13 protein-coding genes and 1 riboswitch are annotated in these 16,647 nt (G+C 70.0%); of the genes, 8 read left to right on the top strand and 5 right to left on the bottom strand.

What is annotated here, in order from left to right:
- Positions 1-129 precede the first annotated feature (129 nt).
- The 5 genes from metH to AC1DTW_RS08650 form a co-directional block, all read right to left on the bottom strand.
- Complete coding sequence (gene metH / locus AC1DTW_RS08630; RefSeq protein ID WP_477980625.1) at positions 130-2,832, bottom strand: methionine synthase; 2,703 nt, start codon at positions 2,830-2,832, stop codon at positions 130-132.
- An 82-nt stretch (positions 2,833-2,914) separates the two neighbouring features.
- Positions 2,915-3,017: riboswitch (S-adenosyl-L-homocysteine riboswitch) on the bottom strand.
- A 13-nt stretch (positions 3,018-3,030) separates the two neighbouring features.
- Positions 3,031-4,089 carry a homocysteine S-methyltransferase family protein gene (locus tag AC1DTW_RS08635; protein ID WP_477980626.1) on the bottom strand — a complete coding sequence of 353 codons (1,059 nt, stop codon included), beginning with the start codon at positions 4,087-4,089 and terminating at the stop codon, positions 3,031-3,033.
- A 38-nt stretch (positions 4,090-4,127) separates the two neighbouring features.
- Positions 4,128-6,434: an ATP-binding protein gene (locus AC1DTW_RS08640; RefSeq protein WP_477980627.1), complete on the bottom strand. Its 2,307-nt coding sequence runs from the start codon at positions 6,432-6,434 to the stop codon at positions 4,128-4,130.
- A gap of 157 nt (positions 6,435-6,591) precedes the next feature.
- A complete protein-coding gene (locus AC1DTW_RS08645; protein WP_477980628.1) occupies positions 6,592-6,885 on the bottom strand; it encodes a BTH_I0359 family protein in 294 nt (97 codons plus the stop codon).
- Positions 6,886-6,998: 113 nt separating this feature from the next.
- Entirely contained in the window at positions 6,999-8,093 is a 1,095-nt protein-coding gene (locus AC1DTW_RS08650; protein WP_477980629.1) for a DUF3108 domain-containing protein, read from the bottom strand.
- Positions 8,094-8,137: 44 nt separating this feature from the next.
- On the opposite strand from AC1DTW_RS08650, the gene AC1DTW_RS08655 reads away from it, so the two are divergent.
- From AC1DTW_RS08655 to glcF, 8 genes are all read left to right on the top strand, one after another.
- Positions 8,138-9,121, top strand: a complete 984-nt coding sequence (locus AC1DTW_RS08655; RefSeq protein WP_477980630.1) for a fumarylacetoacetate hydrolase family protein — start codon at positions 8,138-8,140, stop codon at positions 9,119-9,121.
- A 17-nt stretch (positions 9,122-9,138) separates the two neighbouring features.
- Positions 9,139-9,630 (top strand): retropepsin-like aspartic protease family protein, encoded by a 492-nt coding sequence (locus AC1DTW_RS08660; protein ID WP_477980631.1) that lies wholly within the window; start codon positions 9,139-9,141, stop codon positions 9,628-9,630.
- Between the two features lie 33 nt (positions 9,631-9,663).
- Positions 9,664-10,665: a TraB/GumN family protein gene (locus AC1DTW_RS08665; RefSeq protein ID WP_477980632.1), complete on the top strand. Its 1,002-nt coding sequence runs from the start codon at positions 9,664-9,666 to the stop codon at positions 10,663-10,665.
- Positions 10,662-11,303, top strand: coding sequence for a PhaM family polyhydroxyalkanoate granule multifunctional regulatory protein (locus AC1DTW_RS08670; RefSeq protein WP_477980634.1), 642 nt, complete (start codon positions 10,662-10,664; stop codon positions 11,301-11,303). The genes AC1DTW_RS08665 and AC1DTW_RS08670 overlap by 4 nt, the downstream gene beginning before the upstream one ends.
- 74 nt (positions 11,304-11,377) lie before the next feature.
- The gene (locus AC1DTW_RS08675) at positions 11,378-12,667 is read left to right on the top strand and encodes an FIST signal transduction protein (protein WP_477980635.1); all 1,290 of its coding nucleotides are present in this window, start codon (positions 11,378-11,380) and stop codon (positions 12,665-12,667) included.
- Positions 12,668-12,731: 64 nt separating this feature from the next.
- Complete coding sequence (locus AC1DTW_RS08680) at positions 12,732-14,237, top strand: FAD-linked oxidase C-terminal domain-containing protein (protein WP_477980636.1); 1,506 nt, start codon at positions 12,732-12,734, stop codon at positions 14,235-14,237.
- Positions 14,238-14,250: 13 nt separating this feature from the next.
- Positions 14,251-15,369, top strand: coding sequence for a glycolate oxidase subunit GlcE (glcE, locus tag AC1DTW_RS08685; protein ID WP_477980637.1), 1,119 nt, complete (start codon positions 14,251-14,253; stop codon positions 15,367-15,369).
- Positions 15,370-15,389: 20 nt separating this feature from the next.
- Positions 15,390-16,640, top strand: a complete 1,251-nt coding sequence (gene glcF / locus AC1DTW_RS08690; RefSeq protein WP_477980638.1) for a glycolate oxidase subunit GlcF — start codon at positions 15,390-15,392, stop codon at positions 16,638-16,640.
- The last annotated feature ends 7 nt before the right edge of the window (positions 16,641-16,647 follow it).

Raw genomic sequence — 16,647 nt, forward strand, 5'->3', positions numbered from 1 at the left:
GGCGTGTGAAAGTTGGCATCTCGCTTCGCCGCGCGCGGCGCCGCGCCGACGCTTTGCGCAAACTTTGCGAACGAATGCTTCCGCTCGTAAGCAAACGCTTCAAGAAGCACGGCGCGGCCCGCGCGCGTTTCAGAGCAGGGCCGACAGCGAGCGCCGCACGATGTCGGCATCGAGCGCGCTGCGTTGCGCCCAGTCGGCGAGCTGGTCCTCGCCGATCTTGCCGACGTTGAAGTAGGCCGCGTCTGGGTGCGCGAGGTAGAAGCCGCTGACGCTCGCCGCCGGCGTCATCGCGAGGCTCTCCGTCAGGCCCATGCCGATGTCGGCGCAAGCTAGTACCCGGAACATCTCGGCCTTCACGGTGTGATCGGGACAGGCCGGGTAGCCGGGCGCCGGGCGGATGCCCGAGTACTTCTCGGCAATCAGCTCGGCGTTGCTCAGCTGCTCGTCGGGCGCGTAACCCCAGAACTCGGTGCGCACGCGCTGGTGCAGGCGCTCGGCGAAGGCCTCGGCCAGGCGGTCCGCCAGCGCCTTGAACATGATCGAACTGTAGTCGTCGAGGTCGTCCAGGAACTGCTTGTCCTTCTTCTCGGAGCCGATACCGGAGGTCACCGCGAACAGCCCGATGTGGTCGGCCACGCCGGACGCCTTCGGCGCGATGAAGTCGGCCAGGCAGCGGTTCGGGCGCATCACCCCATCGACCACCGGCCGCACGCTCTGCATGCGCAGGCCGCGCCAGGTCATCAGCACGCGCTCGCGCGACTCGTCGGTGTAGATCTCGATGTCGTCGTCGTTCACCGTGTTCGCCGGGTACAGGCCGATCACGCCGTTCGCGGTCAGCCAGCGGCCCTCGATCGCGCGGCGCAGCAGACGTTGGCCATCGCTGAGCACGCGGCGCGCCGATTCACCGACGATCTCGTCGTTCAGGATCGCCGGGTACGCACCGGCCAGGTCCCAGGTCTGGAAGAACGGGCCCCAGTCGATGCAGGCGGCGATCTCGGCCAGGTCCTGGTTGCGGAACACGCGACGGCCGATGAACTTCGGCTGGACCGGCGCGAACGATGACCAGGCCATCGGCGTCTTGTTCGCGCGCGCCTGCGCCAGGGTCACCAGCGGCGTCGCCTTCTTGTTCGCATGCTGCTCGCGCACGCGCACGTAATCGGCGTTCAGCTCGGTGATGTACGCGGCGGCGCGCTCGTCGCTGAGCAGGTCGCTGCAGACGCTGACCGATCGGCTCGCGTCGGGCACGTAGACGACCGGGCCCTCGTAGTGCGGCGAGATCTTCACCGCGGTGTGCACGCGGCTCGTCGTCGCGCCGCCGATCAGCAGCGGAATCTTCTTGATGCGGAAGTAGTCGTCGCGCTGCATCTCGCCGGCGACGTGCTGCATCTCCTCCAGGCTCGGCGTGATCAGGCCGGAGAGGCCGATGATGTCGGCGCCCTCGACCTTGGCGCGCGCCAGGATGTCCTGGCACGCCACCATCACGCCCATGTTGACGACCTCGAAGTTGTTGCACTGGAGCACGACGGTGACGATGTTCTTGCCGATGTCGTGCACGTCGCCCTTGACGGTCGCGATCACGATCTTGCCCTTCGCCTTGGCTTCGCCGCCGGCCTCGATCATCGCGGCCTTCTCGGCCTCGATGTAGGGCAGCAGGTGCGCGACCGCCTGCTTCATCACGCGTGCGCTCTTGACGACCTGCGGCAGGAACATCTTGCCCTGCCCGAACAGGTCGCCGACGATGTTCATGCCGTCCATCAGCGGGCCCTCGATCACGTGCAGCGGCCGGCCGCCGGTGGCGAGCACGCGCTGGTAGACCTCTTCGGTGTCTTCGGTGATGAAGTCGTTGATGCCGTGCACCAGTGCGTGGCTCAGGCGCTCGTCGACCGGCTTCGCGCGCCACGCGAGGCGCGCGCTGTCGTCCTTCGCCATGCCCTTCGCGCTCTCGGCGATCTCGATCAGGCGCTCGCCGGAATCCTCGCGCCGGTTCAGCACCACGTCTTCGACCCGCTCGCGCAGTTCGGCATCGAGATCGTCGTAGACGCCGACCATGCCGGCGTTGACGATGCCCATGTCCATGCCGGCCTGGATCGCGTGGTACAGGAACACGGTGTGGATCGCCTCGCGCACCGGGTCGTTGCCGCGGAAGCTGAAGCTCACGTTGGAGACACCGCCGCTGACCTTCGCGCCGGGCAGGTTCTGCTTGATCCAGCGCGTCGCATTGATGAAGTCGACCGCGTAGTTGTTGTGCTCCTCGATGCCGGTGGCGATCGCGAAGATGTTCGGGTCGAAGATGATGTCCTCGGGCGGAAAGTCGACCTCGTCGACCAGGATGCGGTACGCGCGCTCGCAGATCTCGATCTTGCGCTGGTAGGTGTCGGCCTGGCCGGTCTCGTCGAACGCCATCACGACGGCCGCGGCGCCGTAGCGCCTGACGAGCTTGGCCTGGTGCCTGAACTGCGCCTCGCCCTCCTTCAGCGAAATCGAGTTGACGATGCCCTTGCCCTGGATGCACTTCAGGCCGGCCTCGATCACCTCCCATTTCGAGCTGTCGACCATGATCGGCACGCGCGCGATCTCGGGCTCGCCGGCGATCAGGTTCAGGAAGCGCACCATCGCGGCCTTGCTGTCGAGCATGGCCTCGTCCATGTTGATGTCGATGACCTGCGCACCGTTCTCGACCTGCTGGCGTGCGACGGAGAGCGCCTGCTCGAATTCGCCGTTCAGGATCATCCGCGCGAAGGCCTTCGAGCCGGTCACGTTGGTGCGCTCGCCGACGTTGACGAACAGCGCGCCTTCGCCGAGCAGTACCGGCTCGAGGCCGGAGAGTTTCATCGGAGGGACGGGGATCTTTGTGGCGTTCATCGCAGCGAAACTCGAATGAGGCCCGCGTTGCTCACCGCGGACCTGTCAGGGGGTCGGGTGAGCGCCGTTGAACCGATGCTTGGAAGGCATCGTGCCCGAGCCTGGCGGCCTGACTGCGGTTCGCAAATCAGGCTGTCGCAACGCTCCTCGGGCGAAACCGAATTGTAGTCAGGCCGCTTCGAGCTCCAGCTCGCCGAACAGCGCGCCGCGGTGCCCGCAGCGCGGCCGGTACTGGCCGACCTTCTGCGCGATCGACGCGATGTGCGCCGGCGTCGTGCCGCAGCAGCCGCCGGCGATGTTCAGGAAACCGGCCTTCGCGAACTCCTCGAGAAGACTGCCGGTGATCTCGGGCGTCTCGTCGAAGCCGGTGTCGCTCATCGGGTTCGGCAGGCCGGCGTTCGGGTAGCAGCTGACGAAGGTGTCGCCGGCGATGCGCGCGAGCTCCTCGATGTAGGGCCGCATCAGGGTCGCGCCGAGCGCGCAGTTCAGCCCGATCGCGAGCGGCCGCGCGTGGCGCACGCTGTGCCAGAACGCGCTGACCGTCTGGCCCGACAGGATGCGGCCCGACGCATCGGTCACGGTGCCGGAGATGATCACCGGCAGGCGTTCCCCCGTCTCTTCCATCAGCTCGTCGAGCGCGAAGATCGCGGCCTTCGCGTTCAGCGTGTCGAAGATCGTCTCGACCAGGAACAGGTCGCAGCCGCCTTCGAGCAGGCCGCTGGCCTGCTCGCGGTACGCGGCCTTCAGTTCGTCGAACGTGACGTTGCGCGCGGCCGGGTCGTTGACGTCGGGGCTGATGCTCGCGGTCTTCGGCGTCGGCCCGAGCGCGCCGGCGACGAAGCGCGGCTTCTCGGCACTCGTGAACCGGTCGCAGGCGGCGCGCGCGAGCTTCGCGGCGGCGACGTTCATCTCGCGGGCATAGGCGCCGAGGCCGTAGTCGTCCTGCGCGACCGTCGTCGCGCCGAAGGTGTTGGTCTCGATGATGTCGGCGCCCGCCTCGAGGTACTGCGCGTGAATCTCGCCGATGACCTCGGGCTTGCTGAGCTGCAACATGTCGTTGTTGCCCTTCAGGTCCTTCGGGTGATCCTTGAACCGCGTGCCGCGGTAGTCGGCCTCGCCCAGCTTGTAGCGCTGGATCATCGTGCCCATCGCACCGTCGAGCACGACGATGCGCTGCTTCAGGATCTCAGGCAGTTGCGCGGCACGGGTGAAGTTCGGCGTGTTCATGCCGACATTGTAGGAAAGCCCCGCGGCCGGCGCGCGGCTCAGTGCAGGAAGCCCATCCCGCGCTGCTGCCGCACCTCCGGCTTGACCCGGTGCTCGGCCTCCAGCTGCGACAGGAACTCGTCGGGCGCGAAGGCCTCGCCGAGCACGTCGACCTGGCGCTTCACCGACGCGAAATCGCCCGGGGCGAGCGCCGTCAGCTGCGCGAGACGGCCGCTCTGCTCGCGCGTCAGCAGCGCCGCATCGCCGCCGAGCGCCTCGACGACGAACATGCGCTCGCGCTGCGGCGCGGTCAGCGGCTTGAACTGCACCTTGAACGTGAAGCGCCGCAGCGCGGCCTCGTCGAGATCCTGGAACAGGTTGGTCGTGCAGATGAACACGCCGGCGAAGCGCTCCATGCCCTGCAGCATCTCGTTGACCTCGCTGACCTCGTAGTTGCGCTCGGCCATGCGGCGGCTGCGCAGAAAGCTGTCGGCCTCGTCGAGCAGCAGCACCGCACTCTCGGCCTGCGCCTCGTCGAACATCTTCGCCATGTTCTGCTCGGTCTCGCCGACATACTTGCTCATGATGTCGCTGGCCTGGCGGATCATCAGGGGCCGCTGCAGCTCGTGCGCGATGTGCTCGGCCAGCGCGGTCTTGCCGGTGCCGGGCGGGCCGTAGAAGCACAGCGTGCCGTAGGTCTTGCGGCGCAGCGCCTCGACGATCTTCGGCACCTCGAAGCGCGACTCGGTGTTGACCAGGCCGAGGTCGTAGCTCGTCACGACGCGGCGCGCGCCGCGCTCGTTCAGCGGATTGCCGAGCGCCTTGTCGGCGTTGACGAGCTGGCGCTCGATCAGCGACTGCAGGTCGTGACCGGCGTCGGGCGCGCAGGCGAGCCGCGCGAAGCGCACCGCGGTGCGGATCTGCGCCGGCGTCAGCCCCTTGCGCTCGGCGAGCTTCGCCGCGAAGCCCGAGTCGACATCGACACCGGCGAGAGCGCGCGACACCAGCAACTCGCGCGCGCCGGGCGGTGGGCTCTTCAGCTCAAGGTGGTACTGGAAGCGGCGCCGGAACGCCGGGTCGATCTGCTCGATGCGGTTCGTGACCCAGATCACCGGCACCGGGTTCGTCTCGAGGATCTGGTTCACCCAGGCCTTGCCGCTGACGCTGCCCGAGAGCGCACCGTCGCCGGTGTCCATGCGCGCCATCAGCTGCGCGGCGTCGGTCGAGATCGGCGGAAACACGTCTTCGACCTCGTCGAACAGCAGCGCGACATTGCTGCTGCCCTTCAGGAACACCTGGCTGATCTGCAACGAGCGGTAGCGGTCGCGGCCGCTGAGCGAGTTGCCGTCGCGATCGGCATACTCGACCTCGTAAAGCTCGAGCCCGGCCGATTGTGCGGCGACCTTCGCGAGCTCGGTCTTGCCGGTGCCCGGCGGACCGTACAGCAGCACGTTGACGCCGGGCTCCTTGCGCGCGACCGCGTTCGCCAGCAGCGCGGTCATCATCTTCTGGTCGACGCCGACGAAGTCGAAGTCGGTCACTGTCAGCTCGCTGCGCCGCGCGGGCCGCGTGAACACTGCCATCAGGTCCGACGGCCCTTCGTACTTGCGCATCAGCACCGGCGGCAGCTGCTCGCTGACCTTCATCAGGTCGGCCAGGTCGGTGATGTTGTGCTCGGAGATCAGGTTCTCGACCATGCCGATGCGCTCGAGCCGCGATCCGGCGCGCAGCGCCTCGGCGACATCGGTCTCGCTGACGCCGGCGACGCTCGCGATCGCGGCGTACGCCTCCTGCGCGTTCGAGACCTTGAACTCGACCAGCAGCCCGCGCAGGTCGCGCTGGTAGCGCGCGAGCGTGCCGTAGAGCAGCAGCGCGCGCTCGGCCGGGTTCAGCTGCAGCAGGCCGGCGAGCGCATCGATGTTCTTCTGAACCAGCGTCGATTCCTTCTTCAGGCTGCGGCCGAGCCAGTCGGCGGTTGCGCCGAGCACCGCGAGCAGGTCTTTCGGGGCGTCCTTGATGTATTCGTCGATGTAGAAGAAGAGCGTGCCCTCTTCGTACGGGCCGCGCCAGCCGCCGTGGCGCACCATGAAGGCGTCATCGGCCAGCGCCTCGTGACCGCGCCAGTGCTCGTTGCCCTTGCAGCGCTTGTTCAGGAACTCGCGCAACCGTGCGAGCACCGAGCCGGGCCACACGAGGTGCTTGCCGGTCAGCGACAGCAGGCTGTTCCAGTCGCGCCGCAGATTGAAGCGCCCGGCGTTGTGCATCGTCAGCGTCAGCACGAACTGCGAGCACATCCGGTCGAGCACCGGCGCGTCCTTCAGCCCGGGGGACAGCAGCAAGCGAGCATCCGCGTGGCTCTTGACCATGACACCCTCCGTGCAGGCAAGTCGGTGGACCATCTTGGCGCAGAGTGCAAGCTGGGGCAAGCCCCGGGGATCGCACTCGACACCGCAGACCTTAACGCAGGTGGCGGATTCGGGTGGGCGGCGCAGAAGCGGCCCGCGCGGGCATGACCGGCGCGTTCTAGTGCAGGATGACGGGCTGCTGCATCAGCGACGTGAAGCGCCCGATGTAGTCGTCGATCTCTTCCTCGGACGGCTGCGTCTCGATCAGCGCCTCGACACCCTCCTTGAAGCTCTGCGCCATCACGCCCTGCAGGAAGATCTCCTTGCGGGCGAACTTGTCGACGATCTCGTAGCCGCCGTGGCTCAGCGGTTCGGGGGCATCGGCCACGACAGGCGCGGCGCCGGGCGCCACTGCGGCGGCGACATCGAAGAGCACCACGGCATAGCTGTCGGAGTTGTAGAGCATCTGCATTGAGAGGGATCCTCCGGTTCGACGACCTGACGCCTAGCTAAGTCTCGCAACGCAAATTTCAAGCCAGTGGCCGACAGGGATAACGCTTCCCCCTTCGGTCCGGGGGGTCGGGATCAGTTCAATGCGAGGATCTCGAGCAGTCGCAACTCGTAACCCTCGTCGTTCGGGCCGGACTTCTGCGTTGCGCGCACCGGCAGATCGTGCTGCGCCGGGTCGAGCCAGACCTGCACGGTCGTGTCGTAGGGTTCGCGCGGCTCGCGCATGAACTTGATCGCGTCGATCGTGCCGCCGCGTGCGGCGACCGCCTCGGGGCCGATGCAGCGGAACGACCAGACGCCGGCATCGCCGCGCGAGCCGGTCACGTACATCACGACCTTCGCGCCCGGCGTCGCCAGTTGCGGCTCGGCGGCGACGATGGCAGCGAGCTGCATCATCCAGCTGAGCCGATCCTGCGCGCCGGCACGCAGCGCGAACTCGTCCGGCGCACCGGAGTAGCTGATCTTGTCGGCCGCACGCTGAAAGTTCGCGGCGGTCGTGCCGCGCCGCAGGCGCTGGTCGGTGAAGCGCAGCGGCGCGATGCCCGCGGCGTCGAAGCCGCCGCTGCTGACCTGCGTCAACACGGCCAGGCCGCTGACCTTCGCCTCGAGTTTCAATTCGTAGCGATCGCCCTGCGGTCGCCAGGACAGGTCGCCGGTGCCGCGCAGCACGCCGCGCTGCATCTCGTAGCGCAGCAGCGCGGCCGGCGGCAGCTGGGTGCGGTAGTGCGGGATCGTGTTTTCATCGGGCGTCGCCACCGCCACGGTCTCCGGCGGACGGGGCGCGACCGCATTCAGTGCCGGTTGCACCGGCGCCGCCACAGGCGCGTCGACCGGCGTTGCCGCGGCGACCTGCGCCCGCGTTTCGGCGCGCGGCGCCGGTGGCTTCGCAGCACGCGTCGCCTCGTGGGGCACCCGCGCCTTGGGCTCGACGGGATCGACCGAAACAGGCACGGCCAGCGGCCGCTCGACGAGCGTCGGCGCGAGCTCGACCGCCGCGGCGTGCATCGGCGCCGGCAGCACCGGCGCCTCGGTCTGCGGCCAGGCCCATTCCAGCCCGCTGAAGGCCGCCGCGTGCAGCAGCAGGGCCGCGACGCTCAGCACGCCGAGCGCCATCCGGCGGTGGTGACGGCCGGCGCGGCGATTCGGCGCATCGGGATCGAGGTCATGCATCGACAATGGCGTTCCCCGAAAACCTTTTCCCGCACCGGACATCCATGAAGCTTGCGACCTACAAAGACGGTTCACGTGACGGGCAACTCGTCGTCGTCTCGCGCGACCTGACACTCGCGCACTATGCCAGTGGCGTTGCCACCCGCTTGCAGCAGGTGCTGGACGACTGGAACTTTCTTTCGCCGCAGCTCGAGGAACTGTCGCAGACGCTGAACCACGGCAAGGCGCGCCACGCGTTCGCGTTCGACCCCGCGAAGTGCATGGCGCCGCTGCCGCGCGCCTGCCAGTGGGCCGACGGCTCGGCCTACATCAACCATGTCGAACTGGTGCGCAAGGCGCGCGGCGCCGAGGTGCCGGAGAGCTTCTACACCGACCCGCTGATGTACCAGGGCGGGAGCGACGACCTGCTCGGGCCTTGCGACGACATCGTCTGCGTCAGCACCGAGCACGGCATCGACTTCGAGGCCGAGATCGCGGTGATCACCGGCGATGTCGCGATCGGCACGACCCCCGATGCCGCGGTCGACGCCGTCCGGCTGCTGCTGCTCGCGAACGACGTGAGCCTGCGCCACCTGATCCCCGCCGAGCTCGCGAAGGGCTTCGGCTTCGTGCAGAGCAAGCCCGCGACCGCCTTCAGCCCGGTCGCGGCCACGCCCGACGAGCTGCTGCACGCCTGGCACGGCGGCCGCGTGCACCTGAACCTGGAAACCGTCTGGAACGGCAAGCGCGTCGGCCTGACCGATGCCGGCCCGGAGATGACCTTCCACTTCGGCCAGCTGATCGCGCACCTCTGCAAGACGCGCAACGTGCGCGCCGGCAGCATCGTCGGCAGCGGCACCGTCAGCAACAAGGATTGGTCGCGCGGCTACGCGTGCATCGCCGAGAAGCGCGCGATCGAGACCATCGAAGGCGGCGCGCCGAAGACCGAGTTCATGCAGTTCGGCGACACGATCCGGATCGACATGAAGGGGCTCGACGGCGCCAGCGTGTTCGGGGCGATCGAGCAGAAGGTCGTGGCGCTGGCCTGACCGGTCCGCTGCGCTCCATGCACGACGATCTCCCGCGCAGCCTGAAGCTGATCACCGTCTGGCTGCTGGTCGGCGCTGCGGTGTTCGTCGGCATACAGTGGTGGCAGCACCGCGCGCAGCAGACGAGCTTTCAGGTCAGCGGGGGCACGCTCGAGATTCGCCGGAGCACCGACGGCCACTACCACTGGCCGGGGCGCATCAACGGCCGCGCGGTCGAGTTCCTGATCGACACCGGCGCGACCGGCACCGCGATCCCCGCCGCGCTCGCCCGCGAGCTGAAGCTCGAGGCGCTCGACACGGTGCGCTCGAACACCGCCGGCGGCGTCGTCACCGGGCAGATCGTGCGCGCCGACATCGAACTGCAGGGCGGCGTGCAGGTGCAGCGGCTGTCGATCGTCGCGCTGCCGCGGCTCGGCGACTACCCGCTGCTCGGGATGGACGTGCTCGGCAGGCTGCACTGGCAGCAGCGCGATTCGGTGCTGCGCATCGAGCTCGGCGACCCGGGCTGAACGGCCCTGGCGCGGCGCACACTCCGGCCCACGATGAAAAGACCCTCCCGCGTCGCTTGGGCCGCACTGTTCGCGGCGCTGCTGTGCGGGGCCGCACGCGCCCAGCCGGCCGCGTGCCCGCCGCCGGCCCCGCCCGCCACACCCGAGCAGATCCAGGCCGCCGCGCGCGATGCACGCGACCACGGCTTCCTGTGGCGCATCGACAAGGGCGGCCGCAGCTCGTGGCTGTACGGCACGGTCCACGTCGGCCGGCTCGGCTGGGTCGCACCGGGCCCGCGCGTCGACGCCGCGCTGCGGGCCAGCGACACGATCGCGCTGGAGATCGACAACCTCGACCCCGAGATGCAGCGCCGCACACTGCAGGGCATGACGGCCATTCCCGCGGGCACGCCGTTCCCCACCGTCGCCGCGCTGCCGTACGCGCTGCGCGAACGCCTGCAACGCGCGGCGGCGGCCGAGTGCATGGCGCCGGAACTGCTCGAGATCCTGCCGCCCTATCTCGCCACCGCATGGCTGACCAGCCTGACGGTGCGCCGCGACGGGCTCGACAGCGCGTACGGCATCGACAACGTGCTTGCCGCGCGCGGCCACGGCGAGAAACTGGCCGTCGTGTCGCTCGAAACGCCCGAGCTCCAGCTGAAGGCGATGCAGGTCCCCGGCAGCGCGGCCGAAACGATCTCGGCCGTCGCCAGCGCGCTCGACGACATCGAAGGCGATCGTGCCCGGCCCTTGCTGCTGCGGGTCGCGCAGCTCTGGGCCGACGGCGACTGGCGCAGCTTCTCGACCTACGAATCCTGGTGCGACTGCCTGAAGACCGCCGCCGACCGTGCCGACATGAAGCGCATGCTCGACGATCGCAACCCCGGCCTCGCCGCGAGCATCGACGCGCTGCACCTGAGCGGCAAGCGCGTGTTCGCCGCGGTCGGCAGCCTGCACATGATCGGGCCGCGCGGGTTGCCGGCGCTGCTGGCCCGGCGCGGGTATCGTGTCGAACCGATCGCCCCCTCCAACCAGCCGCCGGAGCCCACGCCATGACCGACCCATCCGCCTTCGCGAAGCTCGTGCCGGGCTTCGATTTCCTGCAGGGCCTGGTGAAGAACGCCGGCGCGGCGCTGCCCGGCATCGGCCAGTGGGTCGCGCCGACGATCGATCCGGCCGAGCTCGAGAAGCGCATCGAGGAGCTGCGCACGGTGCAGTTCTGGCTCGAGCAGAACGCGCGCATGCTCGGCGCGACGATCCAGGCGCTCGAGGTGCAGCGCATGACGCTGTCGACGCTGAAGACGATGAACGTGCAGATGGACGGGCTGCGCGAATCGCTGCAGATCCGGATGCCGCCCGCGCCCGCCGCCGCGCCCGTGCCGGCGCCGGTGCCGGAACCCGAGCCCGAACCGGAGGCGGCCGCGGCGCCGCCCACCGTGGCCGCACCCGCGCCGGGCGTCGTCGACCCGCTGCAATGGTGGGGCGCGCTGACCAAGCAGTTCACCGAACTCGCGACCACCGCGATGAAGGACACCGGGGCCGATGCGGCGCGCCAGCTCGCCGGCGCCGCGGTGAAGAAGTCGCTGGACCCGGCCGGCGCCGCCCCCGCCGCGAAGAAGAAGCCGCGCGCCGCGGCCAAGCGCAAGCCCGCCGCGAAGAAGGCGGCGCCCACCAACGCAGCGCCGCGCCGGTGACGGCGCGCGCGCATAGGAGTCATTCTTGAGCGCGGTGCGCGAGGCGTCGCGGCGCGTCCGACAATAGCCGCCAGATGAACCGCTTCCTGCACGGCCACGCGACGCACCCCGACTGGCGCATGGCGCTCGCGCTCGCCGCCGCCCAGATCGACGCGCAGCGCCACGCGCCCGGCGCCGCCGCGGCGCCGACGCTCGGCTGGGTCTACCTGACCGACGCCTATGCGCCGCATGCGCAGGCGCTGCTCGTCGAGCTGCAGCGGCGCTGGCCGGGCGTCGAATGGGTCGGCGCGAGCGGCGTCGGCATCGCCGCCGCCGGCGTCGAATACTTCGACGAGCCGGCGCTGGCGCTGATGCTGACCGACCTCGCGACCGAGCACTTCCGCGTGTTTTCGGGCGCGCGCCCGCTCGGCGGATTCGCGGCGCACACCGCAAACGTGCACGCGGATCCGGGCACCGCCGACCTCGCCGAGCTGATCCACGACATGAGCGCGCGCACCGCCACCGGCTACCTGTTCGGCGGGCTCGCGTCGGCGCCGTCGCGGCAGCTGCAGATCGCCGGCGGCGTGCTGGCGGGCGGCCTGTCCGGCGTGGCGTTCGACCGCAGCGTGGCGCTGGTCTCGCGCGTCACGCAGGGCTGCCAGCCGGTCGGGCCGCAGCGCATCGTCAGCGCGGCCGAACGCAACGTGGTCACCGCACTCGACGGCGAGCCGGCGCTCGATTGCCTGCTGCGCGACATCGGCCTCGACGGCGTCGAGCCGCGTGCGGCGCTGCCGAAGCTGCGCCAGGTACTGGTCGGGCTGACCGACGCTGCGGTCGACGCCGGCGTGATCGACACGCACGGCGACAGCGCCGACGAGGACGCCTCGACCCGCAGCGCGTTCGACGCGATCGTGCGCCGCGGCGCGTTCGGCGCCGACACGCGCGTGCGCCATCTGATCGGGCTCGATCCGGGCCGGCGCGGCATCGCGATCGCCGACACCGCCGAGGTCGGCCAGCAGCTCGCGTTCTGCAGCCGCCATGTCGAAGCGGCGCGGCGCGACCTGATGCGCATCTGCGCCGAGCTGCGCGAGGAGGTCGAGCCCGAGAACCTGCCGCTGCCGGCGGCGCTGGCGCTGAAGGAAGCGCATGCGGGCGACCCCGGCGGCGCCGCGGCGTCCGGCATCGCCGGCGCGATCTACGTCAGCTGCTCGGGGCGTGGCGGCGCGCACTTCGGCGCGCCATCGGCCGAACTCGCGATCGTCCGGCATGCGCTCGGCGACGTGCCGCTGGTCGGCTTCTTCGCGGCCGGCGAGATTGCGCGCCGCCACTTGTACGGCTACACCGGCGTGCTGACGGTGTTCCGGCGCAGCGAGGCTGCGCGATGAGCACGGTGTTGCGCGGGGCGCAGCGCGGAAGTTACCCAATGAACACCCACTCCGCTTGCCGCCGATGAACGCCCCCTTGCCCGACACCCTCGCGATCGAGACCAGCGACCGCGCGCAGCGCCAGAACGAGGTCGTCGCCGCGCTGGCCGCGGTGCTGCCGGCCCACGCGCTGCTCTGGCGCCGTGAGGACACGGTCCCCTACGAGTGCGACGGCCTGACGGCCTATCGCGAGCAGCCACTGGTCGTCGCGCTGCCCGAAACCGAGGCGCAGGTCGCCGCGGTGCTGCGCGAGTGCCATCGCCTGAACGTGCCGGTGGTCGCGCGCGGCGCCGGGACCGGCCTGTCGGGTGGCGCCATGCCGCATCGGCTCGGCGTGACCTTGAGCCTGGCCAAGTTCAACCAGATCCTGAAGATCGACGCGGTCGCGCGCACCGCGCTGGTCCAGTGCGGCGTACGCAACCTCGCGATCAGCGAAGCAGCCGCGCCGTTCGGCCTGTACTACGCACCCGACCCGAGCAGCCAGATCGCCTGCACGATCGGCGGCAACGTCGCCGAGAACTCCGGCGGCGTGCACTGCCTGAAGTACGGGCTGACCTTGCACAACGTGCTGCGCGTGCGCGGCTTCATGATCGACGGCTCGGCCGTCGAGTTCGGCTCCGAGGCACTCGACTGCGCCGGGCTCGACCTGATGACGATCCTCGTCGGCAGCGAAGGCATGCTCGCGGTCGCGCTCGAAGTCACCGTCAAGCTGGTGCCGAAGCCGCAGCTCGCGCGCTGCATCATGGCCAGCTTCGACGACATCCGAAAGGCCGGCGACGCGGTCGCCGCGGTGATCGCCGCCGGCATCATCCCGGCCGGCCTCGAGATGATGGACAAGCCGATGACCGCCGCGGTCGAGGATTACGTGCACGCCGGCTACGACCTCGATGCCGCCGCGATCCTGCTCTGCGAGAGCGACGGCACGCCCGAAGAAGTGAGCGAGGAGATCAGCCGCATGGAAGCGGTGCTCGACAGCAGCGGCGCGACCCGCATCGAGGTCAGCGCCGACGAGGCACAGCGCCTGAAGTTCTGGAGCGGCCGCAAGAACGCGTTTCCGGCCACCGGCCGGCTGAGCCCCGACTACATGTGCATGGATTCGACGATCCCGCGCAAGCGCCTGGCCGACATCCTGCTCGCGATCGAGGGCATGGAGAAGAAGTACGGGCTGCGCTGTGCGAACGTGTTCCATGCCGGCGACGGCAACCTGCACCCGCTGATCATGTTCGATGCGAACGATGCCGACCAGCTGCACCGCTGCGAGCTGTTCGGCGCCGACATCCTCGAATCGAGCGTCGCGATGGGCGGCACGGTCTCGGGCGAGCACGGCGTGGGCATCGAGAAGCTCTCGGCGATGTGCGTGCAGTTCGCGCCCGAGGAGCGCGAGCAGATGCTGGCGCTGAAGCGCGCGTTCGATCCGAAGGAACTGCTGAACCCCGGCAAGGCGATCCCGTCGCTCGCGCGCTGCGCCGAGTACGGCAAGATGCACGTGCGGCGCGGGCTGCTGCCGTTCGCCGACATCCCGCGTTTCTGACCGGCGTCCCCGAATGAGCCCCAACGACCCGGCACTGCAACTCCTGATCGACCGAGTGCAATCCGCCCGCGCGGCCGGCGCGCAGCTGTGCATCCGCGGCGGCGGCACCAAGGACTTCTACGGCGAGCCGCCGCAAGGCGAGCTGCTCGACACCCGGGTGCTCGAAGGCACCTCGAGCTACGAGCCGACCGAGCTCGTTGTCACGACGCGCTGCGGCACCTCGCTGGCCGAGCTCGAGGCGCTGCTCGCGACCCGCGGCCAGTGCCTGCCGTTCGAGCCGCCGCACTTCGGCGCTGCGGCGCTCAGCGCGCGCCACCGCGGCGCGACGGTCGGCGGCATGGTTGCGGCCGGCCTGTCGGGCCCGTCGCGCGCGGCCGTCGGCTCGGTGCGCGACTACGTGCTCGGCGCGACGATGCTGAACGGCCGCGGCGAGGTGCTGAGCTTCGGCGGCCAGGTGATGAAGAACGTCGCCGGCTACGACGTCTCGCGGCTGCTGGCCGGCTCGCTCGGCACGCTCGGTCTGATCCTCGAGGTCTCGCTGAAGGTGATGCCGGTCGCGCCGGCGACCGTGACCCTGCGCATGGAGATGGACCAGGCCGAGGCGCTCTCGAAGCTGAACGACTGGGGCGGACAGCCGATCCCGCTGAACGCCAGTGCCTGGTGGGACGGCAACCTGATCCTGCGCCTGCGCGGCGCGCTTGCCGCGGTGCAGGCGGCGCGCGTGCGGCTCGGCGGCGATGTCGTCCAGCCCGAGTTCGCCGGCCCGTTCTGGGAGGGCCTGCGCGATCACACCGACGAATTCTTCAGCGCCGCGCACGCCGCGGTCGCGAACGGCGCCGCGCTGTGGCGCCTGTCGGTGCCGCAGGTCGCACCGCCGCTCGCCCTGACGGGCGAATTGATGATCGAGTGGGGCGGCGCGCAGCGTTGGTTGTGCAGCGCGCTGCCGGCGTCCGCGGTGCGCGACGCGGCGGCGCAGGTCGGCGGCCACGCCACCCTTTTCGCGGCGCGCGACAAGTCGGCCGGCGCCTTCGCGCCGCTGCGCTCGCCGCTCGATCGCATCCACCGCGAACTGAAGAAATCGTTCGACCCGGCGGGCCTCTTCAACCCCGGTCGCCTGTACCCCGACCTGTGATCCTGACCGCGCCGACCTCGATGCAAACCAAACTCGCACCCCCGTTCAAGGACACGCCCGAAGGCAGCGCGGCCGAGGCGATCCTGCGCAAGTGCGTGCACTGCGGCTTCTGCACCGCGACCTGCCCGACCTACCAGCTGCTCGGCGACGAGCTCGACGGCCCGCGCGGCCGCATCTATCTGATGAAGCAGGTGCTCGAAGGCGCGGAGGTCACGCGCAGCACGCAGCTGCACCTCGACCGCTGCCTGACCTGTCGCAACTGCGAGAGCACCTGCCCGTCGGGCGTGCAGTACGGCGCGCTGATCGAGATCGTGCGGCCGATCGTCGACGACCGGGTCGAACGACCGGCGCGCGAGAAGGCGACGCGCTGGCTCTTGAAGGAAGGCCTGACCTCGCCCGCGTTCGCGCCGGCGATGAAGCTCGGCCAGGCGCTGCGACCCCTGGTGCCTGCGGCGCTTCGGTCGAAGGTGCCGGCGCGCTCCGGCGCGCGCGCGCACCAATGGCCGACGCGCGAGCACCCGCGCAAGGTGCTGATGCTGATGGGCTGCGTGCAGCCATCGATGCTGCCGAACATCAACAGCGCGACCGCGCGCGTGCTCGACGCGGCCGGCATCCAGACCATCGTCGCCGACGAGGCCGGCTGCTGTGGCGCGATCCGCACGCACCTGAACGACACCGAGGGCGGGCGCGACGACATGCGCCGCAATGTCGACGCGTGGTGGCCGCTGATCTCCGGCGGGCCAGGGTCGATCGCCGGCATCGAGGCGATCGTGATGAACGCGTCGGGCTGCGGCGTGACCGTGAAGGACTACGGCCACGCACTCGCGCACGATCCGGCCTATGCCGAGAAGGCGCAGCGCATCAGCGCGCTGACGCGCGACCTGAGCGAGCTGCTGCCCGACCTGGTGCCGCGGCTGAAGAACAAGGTCCGGCTGCGCAACACCGCCAGCCAGCTCGCGTTCCACCCGCCGTGCACCTTGCAGCACGGCCAGCAGCTGCGCGGCGGCGTCGAGACCCACCTGCGCGCGCTCGGTTTCGACGTGCGGCTCGCGCCGAACGAGAGCCACCTGTGCTGCGGCTCGGCCGGCACCTACTCGGTGCTGCAGCCGGAGCTCGCGTACGCGCTGCGCGACCGCAAGCTCGCGAACCTCGCGCCGCTCGAGGCGCAGGCGATCGTCTCGGCGAACATCGGCTGCATCCAGCACCTGCAGACCGGCACGACGACGCCGGTGAAGCACTGGATCGAGGCACTCGACGAGGCGCTGAGCTGAGCGCGTG

The sequence above is a fragment of the Rhizobacter sp. P5_A1 genome (assembly GCF_056400745.1).